19 protein-coding genes are annotated in these 16,000 nt (G+C 60.6%); 1 reads left to right on the forward strand and 18 read right to left on the reverse strand.

The features are described 5' to 3' along the window. Positions 1-26: 26 nt before the first annotated feature. The 15 genes from KI235_RS21585 to KI235_RS21655 form a co-directional block, all read right to left on the reverse strand. Complete coding sequence (locus KI235_RS21585) at positions 27-995, reverse strand: radical SAM protein (protein ID WP_003204238.1); 969 nt, start codon at positions 993-995, stop codon at positions 27-29. A 153-nt stretch (positions 996-1,148) separates the two neighbouring features. Beyond that, a complete protein-coding gene (locus KI235_RS21590) occupies positions 1,149-1,787 on the reverse strand; it encodes a TetR/AcrR family transcriptional regulator (protein ID WP_003204240.1) in 639 nt (212 codons plus the stop codon). 384 nt (positions 1,788-2,171) lie between these two features. Then, positions 2,172-2,966 carry a TatD family hydrolase gene (locus KI235_RS21595; protein ID WP_114730917.1) on the reverse strand — a complete coding sequence of 265 codons (795 nt, stop codon included), beginning with the start codon at positions 2,964-2,966 and terminating at the stop codon, positions 2,172-2,174. An 11-nt stretch (positions 2,967-2,977) separates the two neighbouring features. Continuing rightward, positions 2,978-3,334, reverse strand: a complete 357-nt coding sequence (locus KI235_RS21600; RefSeq protein WP_003204243.1) for a PilZ domain-containing protein — start codon at positions 3,332-3,334, stop codon at positions 2,978-2,980. A gap of 65 nt (positions 3,335-3,399) precedes the next feature. Next, on the reverse strand, positions 3,400-4,386 hold the full coding sequence (locus tag KI235_RS21605; RefSeq protein WP_003204245.1) for a DNA polymerase III subunit delta': 987 nt from the start codon (positions 4,384-4,386) through the stop codon (positions 3,400-3,402). Continuing rightward, the gene (gene tmk / locus KI235_RS21610; protein WP_003204247.1) at positions 4,379-5,011 is read right to left on the reverse strand and encodes a dTMP kinase; all 633 of its coding nucleotides are present in this window, start codon (positions 5,009-5,011) and stop codon (positions 4,379-4,381) included. The genes KI235_RS21605 and tmk overlap by 8 nt, the downstream gene beginning before the upstream one ends. A 19-nt stretch (positions 5,012-5,030) precedes the next feature. Further along, positions 5,031-6,191, reverse strand: coding sequence for an endolytic transglycosylase MltG (mltG, locus tag KI235_RS21615; RefSeq protein ID WP_003204249.1), 1,161 nt, complete (start codon positions 6,189-6,191; stop codon positions 5,031-5,033). Between the two features lie 3 nt (positions 6,192-6,194). Beyond that, positions 6,195-7,010 (reverse strand): aminodeoxychorismate lyase, encoded by an 816-nt coding sequence (pabC, locus tag KI235_RS21620; protein ID WP_013693993.1) that lies wholly within the window; start codon positions 7,008-7,010, stop codon positions 6,195-6,197. Then, positions 7,010-8,254 (reverse strand): beta-ketoacyl-ACP synthase II, encoded by a 1,245-nt coding sequence (fabF, locus tag KI235_RS21625; RefSeq protein ID WP_003204255.1) that lies wholly within the window; start codon positions 8,252-8,254, stop codon positions 7,010-7,012. The genes pabC and fabF overlap by 1 nt, the downstream gene beginning before the upstream one ends. Positions 8,255-8,362: 108 nt before the next feature. Continuing rightward, the gene (gene acpP / locus KI235_RS21630) at positions 8,363-8,599 is read right to left on the reverse strand and encodes an acyl carrier protein (protein WP_003175607.1); all 237 of its coding nucleotides are present in this window, start codon (positions 8,597-8,599) and stop codon (positions 8,363-8,365) included. 191 nt (positions 8,600-8,790) lie between these two features. Next, positions 8,791-9,534 (reverse strand): 3-oxoacyl-ACP reductase FabG, encoded by a 744-nt coding sequence (gene fabG, locus KI235_RS21635; protein ID WP_003204256.1) that lies wholly within the window; start codon positions 9,532-9,534, stop codon positions 8,791-8,793. A 15-nt stretch (positions 9,535-9,549) separates the two neighbouring features. Next, complete coding sequence (gene fabD / locus KI235_RS21640) at positions 9,550-10,488, reverse strand: ACP S-malonyltransferase (protein WP_003204258.1); 939 nt, start codon at positions 10,486-10,488, stop codon at positions 9,550-9,552. 123 nt (positions 10,489-10,611) lie between these two features. Further along, positions 10,612-11,622 carry a phosphate acyltransferase PlsX gene (gene plsX / locus KI235_RS21645; protein WP_212795291.1) on the reverse strand — a complete coding sequence of 337 codons (1,011 nt, stop codon included), beginning with the start codon at positions 11,620-11,622 and terminating at the stop codon, positions 10,612-10,614. Between the two features lie 4 nt (positions 11,623-11,626). After that, positions 11,627-11,809 carry a 50S ribosomal protein L32 gene (gene rpmF / locus KI235_RS21650; RefSeq protein WP_003179396.1) on the reverse strand — a complete coding sequence of 61 codons (183 nt, stop codon included), beginning with the start codon at positions 11,807-11,809 and terminating at the stop codon, positions 11,627-11,629. 13 nt (positions 11,810-11,822) lie between these two features. Then, positions 11,823-12,350: a YceD family protein gene (locus KI235_RS21655; RefSeq protein ID WP_003204262.1), complete on the reverse strand. Its 528-nt coding sequence runs from the start codon at positions 12,348-12,350 to the stop codon at positions 11,823-11,825. Positions 12,351-12,455: 105 nt separating this feature from the next. On the opposite strand from KI235_RS21655, the gene KI235_RS21660 reads away from it, so the two are divergent. Further along, positions 12,456-13,034, forward strand: coding sequence for a nucleoside triphosphate pyrophosphatase (locus KI235_RS21660; protein WP_003204264.1), 579 nt, complete (start codon positions 12,456-12,458; stop codon positions 13,032-13,034). Between the two features lie 87 nt (positions 13,035-13,121). Here the strand turns inward: KI235_RS21660 and sppA are convergent, their stop codons facing one another. From sppA to rluC, 3 genes are read right to left on the reverse strand one after another with little or no spacing between them, the layout of a single operon-like run. After that, complete coding sequence (sppA, locus tag KI235_RS21665) at positions 13,122-14,111, reverse strand: signal peptide peptidase SppA (protein WP_003204267.1); 990 nt, start codon at positions 14,109-14,111, stop codon at positions 13,122-13,124. A gap of 20 nt (positions 14,112-14,131) precedes the next feature. Further along, on the reverse strand, positions 14,132-14,794 hold the full coding sequence (locus tag KI235_RS21670; RefSeq protein WP_028237408.1) for an HAD-IA family hydrolase: 663 nt from the start codon (positions 14,792-14,794) through the stop codon (positions 14,132-14,134). Continuing rightward, on the reverse strand, positions 14,784-15,740 hold the full coding sequence (rluC, locus tag KI235_RS21675) for a 23S rRNA pseudouridine(955/2504/2580) synthase RluC (protein ID WP_027911492.1): 957 nt from the start codon (positions 15,738-15,740) through the stop codon (positions 14,784-14,786). The genes KI235_RS21670 and rluC overlap by 11 nt, the downstream gene beginning before the upstream one ends. Positions 15,741-16,000: the final 260 nt, after the last annotated feature.

Below are 16,000 nucleotides of genomic sequence, written 5' to 3' on the forward strand. Positions count from 1 at the left end.
CAAGGCTTGCCCGCGATAGCAATAGATCAGCCGCCGATGATTTTCATGATGGTCGCGCCGCCGGAGAATGCCACTTCCTGCTTGTCCCCCAACGCCTTGACCAACAAGCGCTGAAGCGCCGGCAATGCCTGGTGACGGGGCTTGTCCAGCAGGTCGCCGACGAAGTGACGGTTGCTCGACGACAGGCAGCCATGCAGCCACCCAGTGGAAGACAACCGCAACCGTGAGCAGGTACGGCAGAAAGGCACGCTTTCGTTGGCGATCACGCCAAAGTGACCCAACCCCGGTATCTCATAGCGCACCGCAGTGGCATCCACCGGCGCATCGGCTTGCAGGTATTCGTACTGATCGCCGATCAGGCTGAGCAATTGCTGGAGGCTGACGAACTGCTGCAGGAAGGCGTTGGAGTCGCTGGCCAGGTGTCCCATGCGCATCAACTCGATGAAACGCAACTCATAGCCACGTTCCAGGCAGTATTCGAGCAAAGGCATCACCTGGTCCAGATTCTGCCCGCGCAACGGCACCATGTTGACCTTGATCTTCATCCCGGCGGCCCGAGCCTGTTCCATGCCGTCAAGCACGGTCGCCAGGTCGCCGCCACGGGCGATACTGCGAAACGCGGCGGGGTCCAGGGTGTCGAGGGAAACGTTGATGCGACGGATACCGGCGTCTACCAGCAACGGCAGTTTTTTCGCCAGCAACTGGCCATTGGTGGTCAGGCTGATGTCCTCCAGGCCCATCTGCCCCACCGCCGTCATGAAACGCTCGAGCTTGGGGCTGACCAACGGTTCGCCGCCAGTGATGCGCAGCCGCTCGATGCCGGCGGCCTCGATCAGATAGGCCACACCACGCGCCATGGCCTCGGCCGACAGTTCATCCTGCGCAGCCACCAACCGCTTGCCATCAGGCACGCAATAGGTACAGGCGTAATTGCAGGCTGAGGTCAGGCTGATCCGCAAATTACGGAAACGCCTGCCTTGACGGTCAACGATCATGGATCACTCCGGCACAAGAAAAATCGGACTCGCGAAAATTGACCTAGAAATCAAGATTTCGCAAGACCCAAGCCTGAGTATATTACTGGGACACTGCGCCATGTAAGCGGACATGGCGCAATAAGGCAGCTGAATGTCTTGGCCTGTGCGGCCTTAGCTGCTAGGGACGTCGGTATCACGCTTGCGCTTGTTGCCCATGCGCACGCCGATGTCCATCAGGAACTGGAAGAAACCTTCCTGATCTTCCAGCACGTTGCTCCAGAACGGCGAGTGATACAGCGCCACCGCACCGTGCACCAGCGCCCAGGCAGCACAGTAATGGAAATAAGGCGGCACGTCTTCAAGCTTGCCTTCGCTGATCCGGCCCTTGATCAGCAGGGTCAGGCGTTCGAAGTTCGAGGCGCGGATCTTGTGCAACTCCTCGACCATCTCCGGCACCTGGTTGCCCTTGACCACCTTCTCTTCCAGGCGATCGAACAAGCGGTAGCGCTGCGGGTCGCGCATGCGGAACTCGAAGTAGGCCCGGGACAGGGCCTCCTTGTCCTTGTCCACATCGGCCGAGTGCAGCAGCTCGTTCAAATCGCGCTCGTAGTCGAGCATCAGGCGCAGGTAGATCTCCGCCTTGGATTTGAAATGTTTATAAATCGTGCCTTTGCCGATACCCACGGCATCCGCAATCATCTCGACGGTGACACTGTCTTCACCCTGATCGAGGAACAACTTGAGCGCGGTGTCGAGAATTTCCTGCTCGCGGCGGCGAAACTCACGGACCTTACGAGGTTCTTTGTGCATAAGAAAAAGGTCTGAAGGGTCAAAATTCGAAGCCGGGTATTATGCCTAACTTACGCAAAAATGCACGGATCATCCGTTCTCGGCCACTGTTCTTCACAAAACCGTACACACCCGGCTCACCGTTTCTCACGCCAATGCGCCGTGCCTGCGAGCTTTGGCGACAGTGAGAACTTATCCGAAGCGAGCGTATTCCAAATTTGTTTAAAAACCGCCCCGGCCAGACTGGACGGGTTGGCATACTGATCAATACTTGAACTGTCGGCGCGACATCTCCCCCAAGTGACGCGCTGATGAAGGTACCAACGGACCGCGTACCTTTGTTTTACTCCTAATGGTCTTAACCCGGATTCACCCCCCAGAACCCGGGTTTTTTTTGCATGGAATTCAGGCTTGCGCCGCCCGCACATGAGCCAGCGGAAACAATTGCTTAAAATTCTCCGTCGTCTGCTCGGCAAACCGCTCGTAGGACTCACCGCGCAGCATCGCCAGGAACTCTGCCACTTCCCGTACGTATTGCGGAAGGTTCGGCTTGCCACGATAGGGAATGGGCGCCAGGTAAGGCGAGTCGGTCTCCACCAACAGCCGATCAGCCGGCACTTTGCTGGCAACGTCGCGCAATGCATCGGCATTGCGGAACGTGACAATCCCGGACAAGGAAATGTAATAGCCCATGTCCAGGGCGGCCTTGGCCATGTCCCAGTCTTCGGTGAAGCAATGCAGCACCCCGGCCTGGGGCAGCGCGGCGTCACGCAGCAAGGCCAGGGTGTCGGCCCGGGCGCCACGGGTGTGGATGATCACCGGCTTGCCGGTTTGTCGGGCGGCCTCCAGGTGCAGCCGGAATGACGCCTGCTGCACGTCAGCGGCTTCCGGTTCGTAGTGATAGTCCAGGCCGGTTTCGCCGATGGCGACCACCCGTGGATGGTCCAGCTCACGCAACAGCCAATCGAGCGCCGGCGCAGCGTCGGGCTGGACATCCAGCGGATGAACACCGACCGAACAATCGACATCGGCATAACGTTCGGCCAGGGCCTTGACGTCGGCGGCGTTGTCGGCGCTGACACCGATGCACAGGAAATGACCGACACCCCGTTCACGGGCCGCGTCCATCGCAGCATCCAGGGAGCCGCCATGGGCAGCGAGGTCGAGACGGTCAAGGTGACAATGGGAATCTACAAGCATAAAAGGCCGGGCTACATCGTATGGGTGGGACGGTCGGACTTCAGGGAGCCGGCCAAGTGGGTTTCGATCTGATTGCGGGCGGAATTGTCGCCGTCGCTGAATTGCACACCGACGCCGGCGGCCCGATTGCCCTGGGCGCCTTTGGGCGTCATCCAGATCACCTTGCCGGCGACGGGGATCTTTTCCGCTTCATCCATCAGGCTCAAGAGCATGAACACTTCATCGCCCAAGCGATAATTCTTGTTGGTCGGAATGAACAGGCCGCCGTTCTTGATGAAGGGCATGTAGGCGGCGTAGAGCACCGACTTGTCCTTGATGGTCAGGGACAGGATACCGTTGCGTGGCCCGGGACTGACAGGTTCGTTCATGCTGATCTCCGCTGCGATTGAGCTGAGTTTAGTGTCCTGTATCACAGGACACTAGGCCGTGTCTGTCAGTTTCGACCAGGCAAACTCGCCCACTGCACCAACAGCGCCTCGAGCAACAGCACCCGATTGAGGTTCGCTTTGCCCAGCACCTTCTGACGTTGGGCAAGAATCCAGTCCTGAATGTTCAAGATTTTATCCTGGCTGCTTTTTTGCGCCAGGTACTGGATCACCTTGCGCATGTCCGCCAACCCCAGGCCAGCCTCATCCTCGGTCAATTGGTAACGCAGGATCAGGCTCGACCAGTCGCAGAACCAGTCAAACAGCAAGAGCAACGGGATCGCGTTCCAACCCTCGGCCAGTTGCGTGGGGGATTGCTGCTGCTTGAGCAGTTTCTTGACCCCCTCCACCACCAAGGCCCGCTGCTCCCGCACGCCCTGGGCCTGAAGGCTGACAGCCGCCAGGGGCGAGCCGGCCGCCAGGGTCAGCAACTCGACACGCTCTTCGTCGCTGCTGTCGGGCAAGGCCTGGGCCAGCCACTGCAAGCTCATCGCCTCGCTCGGCAGCGGGCAGGCCTGTTGCACGCAGCGACTCTTGATGGTCGGCAGCAAGCGACTCGGCTGGTGGCTGACCAGTAGCAACACGGTGTCGCCGGAAGGCTCTTCAAGACTTTTGAGCAAGGCGTTGGCGGCGTTGATGTTCATCGACTCGACCGGCTCGATCAGCACCACCTTGCGCCCGCCCATCTGCGAGGTCTGGACCACGAAGCTGACCAGGTCCCGAACCTGGTCGACCTTGATCGCCTTGTCCGCCTCTTCCGGTTCCAGCACGTAATTATCGGGATGGCTGCCCGCCTTGAGCAGCAGGCAGGACTTGCACTCGCCGCAGGCATTCGAGACACCCGGGCGCTGGCACAGCAGGCTGGCCATCAGGCGCTCGGCCAGTGCCCGCTTGCCGATGCCGGCCGGGCCGTGCAACAGATAGGCATGGGCATGCTGGGCACGACCGGCCAGTTGCTGCCAGAGGCCGTCTTGCCAGGGATAGGCTTCAGCCACGGACACGCTCCAGCAAACGCGGCAGCAAGCCGTCCAGGGACTGTTGGACCTGAGTCAGCGGTTGCGCGGCATCGATCAGCAGGTAACGCGCCGGATCGGCCTTGGCGCGACTCAGGAAGGCATTGCGCACGGCATTGAAGAAAGCCTGGCCCTCAAGCTCGAAACGATCCAGGCGGCCACGGGCACTGGCGCGGGCCAGGCCGATTTCCACCGGCAGGTCGAACACCAGGGTCAGGTCTGGCCGCAGGTCACCCTGGACGAAGGCTTCCAACGCGGCGATGCGCTCCACCGACAAGCCCCGGCCGCCGCCCTGGTAGGCATAGGTCGAATCGGTAAAACGATCGCAGAGCACCACCGCGCCACGGGCCAGCGCCGGGCGAATCACCTCGGCCAGATGCTGTGCCCTGGCGGCGAACACCAGCAACAGCTCGGTGTCGGGGTTCATGACCTCTTCAATGGGCGCCAGCAGCACCTCGCGAATTCGCTCGGCCAGCGGCGTACCGCCCGGCTCACGGGTCAACACCACCTCGATGCCAGCGGCCTGCAGGCGTTCGGCCAGGTATTCGCGATTAGTGCTCTTGCCGGCGCCTTCCGGGCCTTCCAGCGTTATAAACAAGCCAGTCACAGGCGATCCTTAATCAAAGTCATTGCGGGCTCGGCGGCTCGCTGGCATCCGGTTCGGGAGCAGGTACTTGGGGCGGCACCTGGGGTACAGCGTCGGGCGCCGTGTCGGGTGATGCCGCGGGAATCGGTGCCTGCTCGTCCGATGTTGCCGGAGCCGGGCTGGAGCGGTAATCGGCACGGCGCTTGAGTTGGAATTCGCGCACCGCGTTGTTGTGCGACTCCAGGTCATCGGAAAACACGTGGCTGCCGTCACCACGCGCGACGAAGTAAAGGCTATTGCCCGACGCCGGGTTCAATGCCGCATGAATCGCTTCGCGCCCCACCATCGCAATCGGCGTCGGCGGCAAGCCCGGGATCAGGTAGGTGTTATAGGGGTTTTCTTCTTTCAGATGGGCGCGGGTGAGTTTGCCGGTGTAGCGCTCGCCCAGACCATAGATCACCGTGGGGTCGGTCTGCAGCAGCATGCCCAGGCGCATGCGCCGCACAAAGACGCCGGCAATCTGCCCGCGCTCCTGGGGCACACCGGTTTCCTTCTCCACCAGGGACGCCATGATCAGCGCTTGATACGGCTGGGTGTAAGGCACATCGGCGGCACGCTGTGCCCACTCCTTGGCGAGCACGTCTTCCAGGCGGTCGTAGGCTTTTTTCAGCAGGTCGACATCCGAGGTGCCGCGCACGAAGCGATAGGTATCCGGGAAGAACCGGCCTTCGGGAAATATCCCGGAGTGACCAAGACGGTCCATGACCTGGGCGTCGCTCAGGCCGGTGAGAGTCTGCTGGAGTTTTTCATCCTTGGTCAGCGCCGCGCGCACCTGACGGAAATTCCAGCCCTCCACCAGCGTCACGCTGTACTGCACCACTTCGCCGCGCTTCCAGACACCGATCAGGCCTTCCATGGTCATGCCCGGCACCATCCGATATTCACCGGAATGCAGTGGCTGGTCGGCGAGATTGAAGCGCCAATAGATCCGCAGCCAGAAGGCGTCCTTGATCAGGCCATCGGCTTCGAGGCGCTTGAGGGTTCCGGTCGGGGTGGTCCCGTTGGGCACGTCCAGCAATTCTTCCTGGGTGATGTTCAGCGGCTGTTGCAGCGCCGAATGAATCTTCCAGGCCGAAGCGCCCAACAACAGCCCTGCCAGAACCAGTCCGGTCTCCAGCAGCAGCAAGAATTTACGTCTCACGAATCAAACATCCAATAGCGCACGGGCAAGGGTTTGCAGTTTACGGGTGAGCGGGCCAACCGACCAGCGCGCCGAACCGCATCCGCGTACCGGCCACACGCCATAAACGCTGTTGCAGACGAAGACTTCATCAGCCTGGTGCAACTGTTCGAGACTGATATCCGTGATTTGCGTGGCGATGCCTTGGGACTTGGCTTGAAACAATAATTCTGCGCGCATCACGCCGGCCACGCCGCAACGGCTCAGGTCGGCCGTGAACAACACGCCATCGCGCACCAGGAACAGGTTGCTGAACACACCTTCGATCACCCGCCCGGACGTATCCAGCATCAAGCCCTCGGCATACTGCCCGTCGCTCCATTCGGCACGAGCCAGCACTTGTTCCAGGCGATTGAGGTGCTTGAGGCCAGCGAGCAAGGGCTGCTCGGACAACCGCACGCTGCAGGGAAACAGAAGAACGCCTTGTTCGGCATGGGCGGCGGGATAAGCGGCTGGCGGGTTCCCTTGCAGGATGCGTCGGGCCGGGGCCAAGGGATCTGCGGCATAACCGCGCAGACTGTCGCCACGGGTCACGATCAACTTCAGCACGCCGTTGCCCAGGCACCGGGCATAGGCATTCAGCTCGGTGCTCAACGCGCTCATGTCAACGTTGAGCGCCAACCGCCGGCAACCGGCTTCCAGGCGTTGCAGGTGACGGTCCAGCAACACTGGCCCGCCAGTGTGCACGGCGAGGGTTTCGAACAACCCATCGCCGTAAGCCAGGCCACGATCTTTCAGCGACAGGACGTCGGCCGGCTGACCGTCGACCCAGCTTTCCATCAACCGGCGAACCGGCGGAACACCAGCGAACCGTTGGTCCCGCCAAAGCCGAAGGAGTTGGACAGCACCACATCGATGTCCATGCCGCGGGCAGTGTGCGGCACGAAGTCCAGGTCGCAACCTTCGTCCGGCTCATCGAGGTTGATGGTCGGCGGCGCTGTCTGGCTGTTGATCGCCAGGACGCTGAAGATCGCTTCCACCGCCCCTGCCGCACCCAGCAGGTGACCGGTCATGGACTTGGTCGAGCTGACCGCCAGCTTGTAGGCGTGCTCGCCGAACACGGTCTTGATCGCCTGGGCTTCGGCCAGGTCGCCGGCCGGGGTCGAAGTGCCGTGGGCGTTGATGTACTGCACCTGCTCGCCGTTGAGCTTCGCATCACGCAAGGCGTTGGCGATGCACCGGGCAGCACCGGCGCCATCGGCCGGTGGCGACGTCATGTGGTACGCATCGCCACTGGTGCCAAAGCCGATCAGTTCGGCGTAGATGGTCGCGCCGCGCGCCTTGGCGTGTTCCAGTTCCTCGAGCACCAGCGCACCGGCACCGTCGGACAGCACGAAGCCATCGCGGCCCTTGTCCCACGGCCGGCTCGCACGGGCGGGCTCGTCGTTGCGGGTCGACAGCGCACGGGAAGCGCCAAAGCCACCCATGCCCAGGCCGCAAGCCGCCATCTCTGCGCCACCGGCAATCATCACGTCGGCTTCGTCGTACATGATGTTGCGCGCGGCCATGCCGATGCAGTGGGTACCGGTGGTGCACGCCGTGGCAATGGCGTAGTTGGGTCCCTGGGCACCCAGGTGGATGGACAGGAAACCGGAAATCATGTTGATGATCGAGCCCGGCACGAAGAACGGAGAAATCCGTCGCGGCCCCGATTCGTGCAGCGTGCGGCTGGTTTCTTCGATATTGGTCAAGCCGCCAATACCCGAACCCATGGCCACGCCGATGCGTTCACGGTTGGCGTCGGTGACTTCCAGCCCGGCGTTGCGCACTGCCTGGAAACCGGCTGCCAAGCCGTATTGAATGAACAGGTCAAGCTTGCGAGCTTCCTTGACCGACAGGTATTCCTCGACATTGAAGCCCTTTACCGAGCCGCCAAAACGGGTGGAATAGGCAGAAAGGTCGGTGTGTTCGATCAGACCAATGCCACTGCGGCCAGCCAGAATGCCCTGCCAACTGCTCGGCACATCCGTGCCCAGTGGCGACAACATACCCATACCGGTGACTACGACGCGTCTACGCGACACAGCACTCTCCTTTTTCTAATGACGACTTTGCATCAGGCCTAAAGAAAAAACCGCACGCCGTGATGGCAGTGCGGTTTTTCCATGACAGCTAGCGACGACTAAAAACGATTACGCCTGGTGGCTGGTAACGTAGTCGATAGCAGCTTGTACAGTAGTGATCTTCTCAGCTTCTTCGTCAGGAATCTCGGTCTCGAATTCCTCTTCCAGAGCCATCACCAGCTCAACAGTGTCAAGGGAGTCGGCACCCAGGTCTTCAACGAAGGAAGCGGTGTTCACAACTTCTTCTTCTTTAACGCCCAGTTGCTCGGCAACGATTTTCTTGACGCGCTCTTCGATGGTGCTCATACCTTGTTTTCACTCCTAATGGACAAATTCAGGCAGCTGGCCGGTGGGTAAGTGTATAGAAGAACTTTTCGGTTTTTCAACCGAAAGCTTCACTCCTCAAACCCTGCGGCCCGCCGTCTATAAATTGATTGCAGCTTTATAACGGATTTTAGACAGCTCGTATGACATTTTTTTGAAGCAATCCGTCACATTTAACTCATGTACATCCCGCCGTTTACCGGGATTGTAGCCCCGGTCACGTATGCCGCACCGTCCGACGCAAGAAAAGCGACCACGGACGCGATTTCTTGAGCTTGCCCCAGACGACCCAGCGGAATCTGCGTCAACAAGGCTTCACGCTGTGCTTCTGGCAGTTCACGGGTCATGTCGGTGTCGATGAAACCCGGTGCAACCGAGTTTACCGTAATCGAGCGCGAACCCACTTCACGCGCCAGCGCACGGCTGAAACCTTCCAGACCGGCCTTCGCCGCAGCATAGTTTACTTGGCCTGCGTTGCCCATGGCACCCACAACCGAACCGATACTGATAATTCGACCCCAGCGAGCCTTGGTCATGCCACGCAAAACGCCCTTGGACAGCCGGTACAGACTGTTCAGGTTGGTGTCGATCACGTCGAACCATTCGTCATCTTTCATGCGCATCATCAGGTTATCGCGGGTGATACCGGCATTATTGACCAGGATCGCCGGCGCACCGAACTGCTCCTGAATGCTTGCCAACACCGCCGCAACGGATTCGTCGCTGGTGACGTTCAGCTCCAGGCCGGTGCCTTGGATGCCGTTTTCCTTCAGGGTCGCAGCGATACGCTCGGCGCCCGAAGCGGAAGTCGCAGTGCCGATAACGATGGCGCCTTGACGACCCAGTTCCAGGGCGATGGCCTGGCCGATGCCACGGCTTGCACCGGTCACCAGTGCAACTTTACCTTGCAGACTCATGCAAGCTTCTCCTGTTCAGGCCTGCGCTGCACGGGCGGCAGCGAAGGCGTCTGGGGTGTTGAGGTTGGAAGTCGACACGCCTTCGGCGCAGCGTTTGTTCAGGCCTGCCAGCACTTTGCCAGGGCCGCATTCGACCAGCTCGGTCGCGCCCTTGGCCGCCAGGGTCTGCACCGATTCGACCCAGCGAACCGGCTTGTAGAGTTGCTCCAGCAGATCACGCTTGAGGGTCTCGAGATCCGGCGCCACGTTGGCGCTGACGTTCTGCACCACGGGAATCTGCGGGGCCTGCCAGTCGATGGCGGCGATGGATTCGGCAAAGCGCTCGGCAGCCGGACGCATCAGTTCGCAGTGCGACGGCACGCTGACCGGCAGTGGCATGGCGCGCTTGGCGCCACGGGCCTTGCAGCCCTCGATGGCGCGCTCGACAGCGGCCTTGGCACCGGCGATGACCACTTGGCCCGGGGAGTTGAAGTTCACCGCACTGACCACATCGCCTTGCGCCGCTTCGGCACAGGCGGCCAGCACATCGGCGTCTTCCAGGCCGAGGATCGCGGCCATGCCGCCCTGCCCGGCCGGAACCGCTTCCTGCATCAACTGGCCACGACGCTCCACCAACTTCACCGCGTCGCCCAGGCTCAGGCTGCCAGCGGCTACGAGGGCGCTGTATTCGCCCAGGCTGTGACCGGCGACGAATGCCGGACGCGCGCCGCCTTCAGCCAGCCACAGGCGCCACAATGCGATAGAGGCGGTCAGGATGGCCGGTTGGGTTTTATCGGTTTGATTGAGGCGCTCTTCCGGCCCTTGCTGGGTCAGTGCCCAGAGGTCATAGCCGAGCGCATCGGAAGCTTCTTTGAATGTTTCGAGGATCAGCGGGTATTGCGCGCCCAGCTCGGCCAGCATGCCGAGGGACTGCGAGCCCTGTCCTGGAAAGACGAATGCGAGGGAAGCAGACATGAAAACAAAGCCCCTAATGATCTTGTCGTCAAAAATTGACGCCCCTGGGGGCGCTAGGAAACTGAGAGTTGGATGGCGGCTTGAACCGACCGGTCACATTTAAGCATTGTCGGACGAAAACGCCTAAGTTAACAAATCCTCGAGGCGACCATGCAGGCGCTCCGGCAGGTTTTCCTGGATCTCGATCACCGCTCGGTTGATCGCGCTCTGGAAACCCTGCACGCCCGCCGAACCATGGCTCTTGATCACGATCCCCTGCAACCCGAGAAAACTCGCACCGTTATGCCGCGCCGGCGCCAGGTCGGCCTGCAACCGACGCATCAACGGCAACGCCAAGGCGCCGACTACCCGCGAGGCCAAGCTTTGCTTGAACAAAGTATCGATACGCTGGCCGATCATGGTGGCCAGGCCTTCGCTGGACTTGAGCAGGATATTGCCGACGAAGCCATCACACACCACCACATCGGCCTCGCCACGGTACAAGCCATCGCCTTCGACGAAGCCGATGTAGTTGATGCCGCGCGCGCCCTGCAGCAGCGTGGCCGCCAGCTTGACCTGCTGGTTGCCCTTGATGTCTTCGGTGCCGATGTTCAGCAACGCCACACGCGGGCGCACGATGCCCAGGGTTTCTGCCGCGACCGAGCCCATCACCGCAAATTGCAGCAAATGCTCGGCACTGCAATCGACGTTGGCCCCCAGGTCGAGCAACTGACAAAACCCACGCTGGGTCGGGATCGCCGCCACCATCGCGGGCCGGTCGATACCCGGCAAGGTCTTGAGCACGTAGCGCGACAGCGCCATCAGCGCGCCGGTATTGCCAGCGCTGACGCATGCCTGGACCTTGCCATCGCGCAGCAGCTCAAGGGCCACCCGCATCGAAGCGTCGGGCTTGCCGCGCAGGGCCTGGGCCGGCTTTTCGTCCATGGTGATGATTTCGGACGCTGGGGCAATAGTCAGGCGCGCGCGATCGACAGCCGATTGGCCGCTGAGCATTTCTTCCAGGAGGGAGGGTTGACCGACGAGGGTCAGGTGCAGCGAGGGTGTAGCATTCAGACAAGCGAGGCTGGCCTGAACAATGCTGCGGGGACCGAAGTCCCCGCCCATTGCGTCAATCGCGATGACTTGAGCGGACAAGTGATTACTCGTCAGCGCCCTTGTCGATCACTTTACGACCACGGTATACGCCTTCTGGCGATACGTGGTGACGCAGGTGAACTTCACCAGTGGTTTTTTCTACGGACAGGGTGCTAGCCTCGAGAGCGTCGTGCGAACGGCGCATGTCACGGGCAGAGCGGGATTTTTTGTTCTGCTGAACAGCCATAATTGATTAACTCCTAAACGTTTGGGTCACGCTTTAACTGCGCCAATACACTGAACGGGTTGGACCGCGTTACCTCGTCCTCGCTCGGTTCGGGCTCATCTGCTCCCGCCGGCTGCTGGCATTCTTCCGGATGATGAGCAGGCACAATGGGCAAGGCGAGCAGAAGCTCCTCCTCGATCAGTGACTGCAGATCCAATGGATCTTCGCCCAGTTCCAGCACGTCATAACCTTTCGGCAACGACTGGGTATTCGCACCCTCCTTCACCACGGCGTAACTGCACTCGCTGTGGATCGGCAGGGTGACCAGCTCAAGACAACGCTGGCAAACCATTTTGACTTCAGTGTCGATAAAGCTGTGGATAACCACAGATTTACGTTCATCTCGTTCAAAAACGAATTTGGCCTGGACCGTACCGACATCGTCGGAAAGCGGGTCGCAGAGTCTCTTCAAATCGGCCAGCAGCAGTTCACCTTGAAGGGTGGTGCCACGGTCAGCCAATTTGCGCGGGTCAACGTGAGGTGGAATCGGGTCATTCAACATAGGCGCAGCATTATAGGGATGCCCCCGGCCATGTCAAAGGAAATTCAGCCCTGTCCGTCACTTGCGCGCCTCGCTAGAATTCAGCCCTGCCTTTTGGAGCCGCCCATGCTGCCTTTATTACTTGCCTCAAGCTCGGTCTATCGCCGGGAATTGCTTGCCCGCCTGGGACTGCCGTTCGTCTGCTGCTCACCCGACATCGATGAAAGCCATCGCCCCGGCGAGCCCGCCCTTGAACTGGTCAAGCGCCTGGCCCGGGAAAAAGCCCTGGCACTGGCCGACAGCCACCCGGCGCACCTGATCATCGGTTCAGACCAGGTCGCCGTGCTCGGCGAACGCATCCTGGGCAAGCCTCACACCTTCGAGAACGCTCGCGAGCAACTGCTGGCTGCCAGCGGCACCAAGGTCACGTTCCTGACCGGCCTGGCACTGCTCAACAGCCAGACCGGCACCTGCCAGGTCGACTGCATTCCGTTTACCGTCACCATGCGCACCCTGGACCCAGAGCGCGTCGAACGCTACCTGCGGGCCGAGCAGCCTTACGACTGCGCCGGCAGCTTCAAGGCCGAAGGACTTGGCGTGAGCCTGTTCCAGAGCACCGAAGGGCCAGACGCCACCAGCCTGATCGGCCTGCCACTGATTCGTCTTGTGGATATGTTGCTGGCCGAGGGCGTGCAGGTTCCCTGACTTGGGAATCATCCGTGGCGAGGGAGCTTGCTCCCTCGCCACAAGGGCCAGCACCAGCAACCCGCTGCACTGAAGCTCCCAGGACAATCAGCGCAACGTCGGCCCCTGGAAGCCCATCCACATCGCCAGATGCTCGGCGATGCTTGCCCCCAGCTTTTTCGAGAAGCGATCGAACGGTGACTCTTCGATCGTGAAGTCCACCAGGTCCTTCTGACCGATCACATCCCGCGCCACCGAACTGGCACTGCCCAAGCCGTCGATCAGGCCCAGCGGCAATGCCTGCTCCCCCGACCAGACCAGCCCGGAGAACAGCTCCGGATGCTCCTTGTCCTTCAGGCGCTCGCCTCGGCCCTTCTTGACGCTGGCAATGAATTGCTTGTGAGTGGTGTCGAGCACGCTCTGCCAAAAAGCGGTTTCTTCAGGCTTTTGCGGCTGGAACGGATCAAGGAAGGATTTATGCTCGCCGGAGGTATACACACGACGCTCCACGCCCAGTTTCTCCATGGTCCCGACAAAGCCATAGCCGGCCGCTGTCACACCAATGGAGCCCACCAGGCTGGCCTTGTCGGCATAGATCTGGTCCGCCGCACTGGCAATGTAATAGGCACCGGAAGCACCGAGATCGGAAATGACCGCATACACCTTGATATCCGGGTGCAATGCGCGCAACCGCACGATCTCGTCGTAGACGTATCCCGATTGCACCGGGCTACCGCCGGGACTGTTGATGCGCAGCACCACGCCCTTGACCTTCGAGTCCTCGAAGGCGGCCCGCAGGCTACCGACAATGTTGTCGGCACTGGCAGGCTCTTTGTCGGCGATCATGCCCTCGATATTGATCAAGGCGGTGTATGCCGAGCCGGCGACAGCGCTTTTCTCCATATCCATCAGCGGCGTGAACAGCGCCAATGCAACAAAGAGATAAGTAAAGGTCAGCAATTTGAAGAAAATACCCCAGCGACGGGAGCGACGCTGTTCCTGCACGCTGGCGAGCAAGGTTGTTTCCAACAGCTTCCAGCTTTTGTCATCCCCGCTCTCGGCGCTCGCCTTGACAGGTGCTTTCCATTCATCGGTCATGCGTGAATCCCCAGCAAAACTTAAAGAGCCCGCTGGCTCAGCCAGGCGTGCAACTCAGGAAAATGATCAATGGCCAGTCGCGGCTCGAATGCCCGCAGTGCCTCGATCGTTTGAGCGCCGTAGCTGACCGCCACCGAGCCCATGCCGGCGTTGCGCGCCATCTGCAGGTCGAATGACGAATCCCCCACCATCAGCGCCTCATCCGGCCGCACGTTGCAATGCGCCAGGATCTGCTCGAGCATCAGCGGATGCGGCTTGCTGGCGGTTTCATCCGCGGCACGGGTGATATCGAAATAATCCTCCCAGCCATGGGATTTGAGCACTCGATCCAGCCCGCGACGAGCCTTGCCGGTCGCGACAGCCAGGTGATAGCCCTCGGTACGCAGAGCCTCCAGCGTACCCGCCACGCCATCGAACAATGGTGAAGGCTCGGCGTCCAGCGCGATATAGTGATCGGCGTAATGCTGGCGAAAAACCACCAGCTCATTGTCGTCAATTTCCGGATACAGGCTGCGAATGGCTTCTGGCAACCCGAGACCGATGATGCCTTTCACCGCTAAGTCGTCGCATCGGGCAAACGCCATACGGTCCGAGGCGACATGCATCGCCTCCACGATCCGACCAATGGAGTTGGCCAGAGTGCCGTCCCAATCGAAGATCAGCAGTTTGTAGTCAGGATGCACTCAACCGCTCCACGGTCTTGGCCCACATGTCATCCACCGGGGCCTGCAATTTCAGCTCGCCACCATCGGGCAGCGGCACGGTCAGCATGTAAGCATGGAGAAACAGGCGCTTACCGCCCAGATCGCGGATTTCCTTGGTGAAATCGTCATCGCCGTATTTGCTGTCGCCGGCAATGCAATGCCCGGCATGCAAGGTGTGGACACGGATCTGGTGAGTACGCCCGGTCACGGGCTTGGCCTCGATCAGGGTGGCGAAGTCGTCGAAGCGGCGCAGCACCTTGAACACCGTCAGCGCCTCCTTGCCCTCCTCGTTGACTTCGACCATGCGCTCGCCGGAACGCAGGTTGCTCTTGAGCAACGGCGCACGGACTTGCTTGATGGAGGTTTCCCAACGGCCACGCACCAGCGCCATGTAGCGCTTGTCGACGCCGTCGCCGCGCAATTGCTCGTGCAGGTGGCGCAACATGCTGCGTTTCTTGGCGATCATCAGCAAGCCGGAGGTGTCGCGGTCGAGGCGATGGACCAGTTCCAGCTCCTTGGCGTCCGGACGCAACTGACGAAAGGCTTCGATCACACCGAAATTCAGGCCGCTGCCGCCGTGAACCGCAATGCCCGCGGGCTTGTTGATCACGATCAGGGCTTTGTCTTCATAGATAATCGAGGCTTCAAGGCGCTGCAGCAGCCCCTGGGCCAGGGGCACCGGCTCATCGCGCTCGGGCACGCGAACCGGCGGCACGCGCACGATGTCACCAGCCTGGAGCTTGTACTCGGGCTTGATCCGACCTTTATTCACCCGCACTTCGCCTTTGCGCAAAATGCGGTAGATCAAGGTCTTGGGCACGCCTTTGAGCCGGGCCAGCAGGAAGTTATCGATTCGTTGGCCGGCATATTCCGGCGAGACCTCGAGCAGTTGAACGCCAGGGGTCGAAGGGGCAGTAGTTGTCATGGCGGCGATCATAACAATTTTTTATGGAATTGAAGCACTTAATCATTGCTGCTATAGTCGCGAACGCCGCCAAAAGTGGCTGGACAGTGGACTAACGGTCAAAAACCGGCCCTGACCAACGCAATTCACGAGGACGAGAGGCCGTCCTACGGGGCTTTCGCTACGTAACGGTAGAGTTTTCAGGTGTAACGAGCGCAGGTGACATGAGGCCTGAAATACGCCGCAAAGCAGAGTTTTGACTCGCCTTGCGCGCCACATTC

Source organism: Pseudomonas sp. St386, from assembly GCF_018325865.1.
Taxonomy (GTDB): Bacteria; Pseudomonadota; Gammaproteobacteria; order Pseudomonadales; family Pseudomonadaceae; genus Aquipseudomonas; species Aquipseudomonas brassicacearum.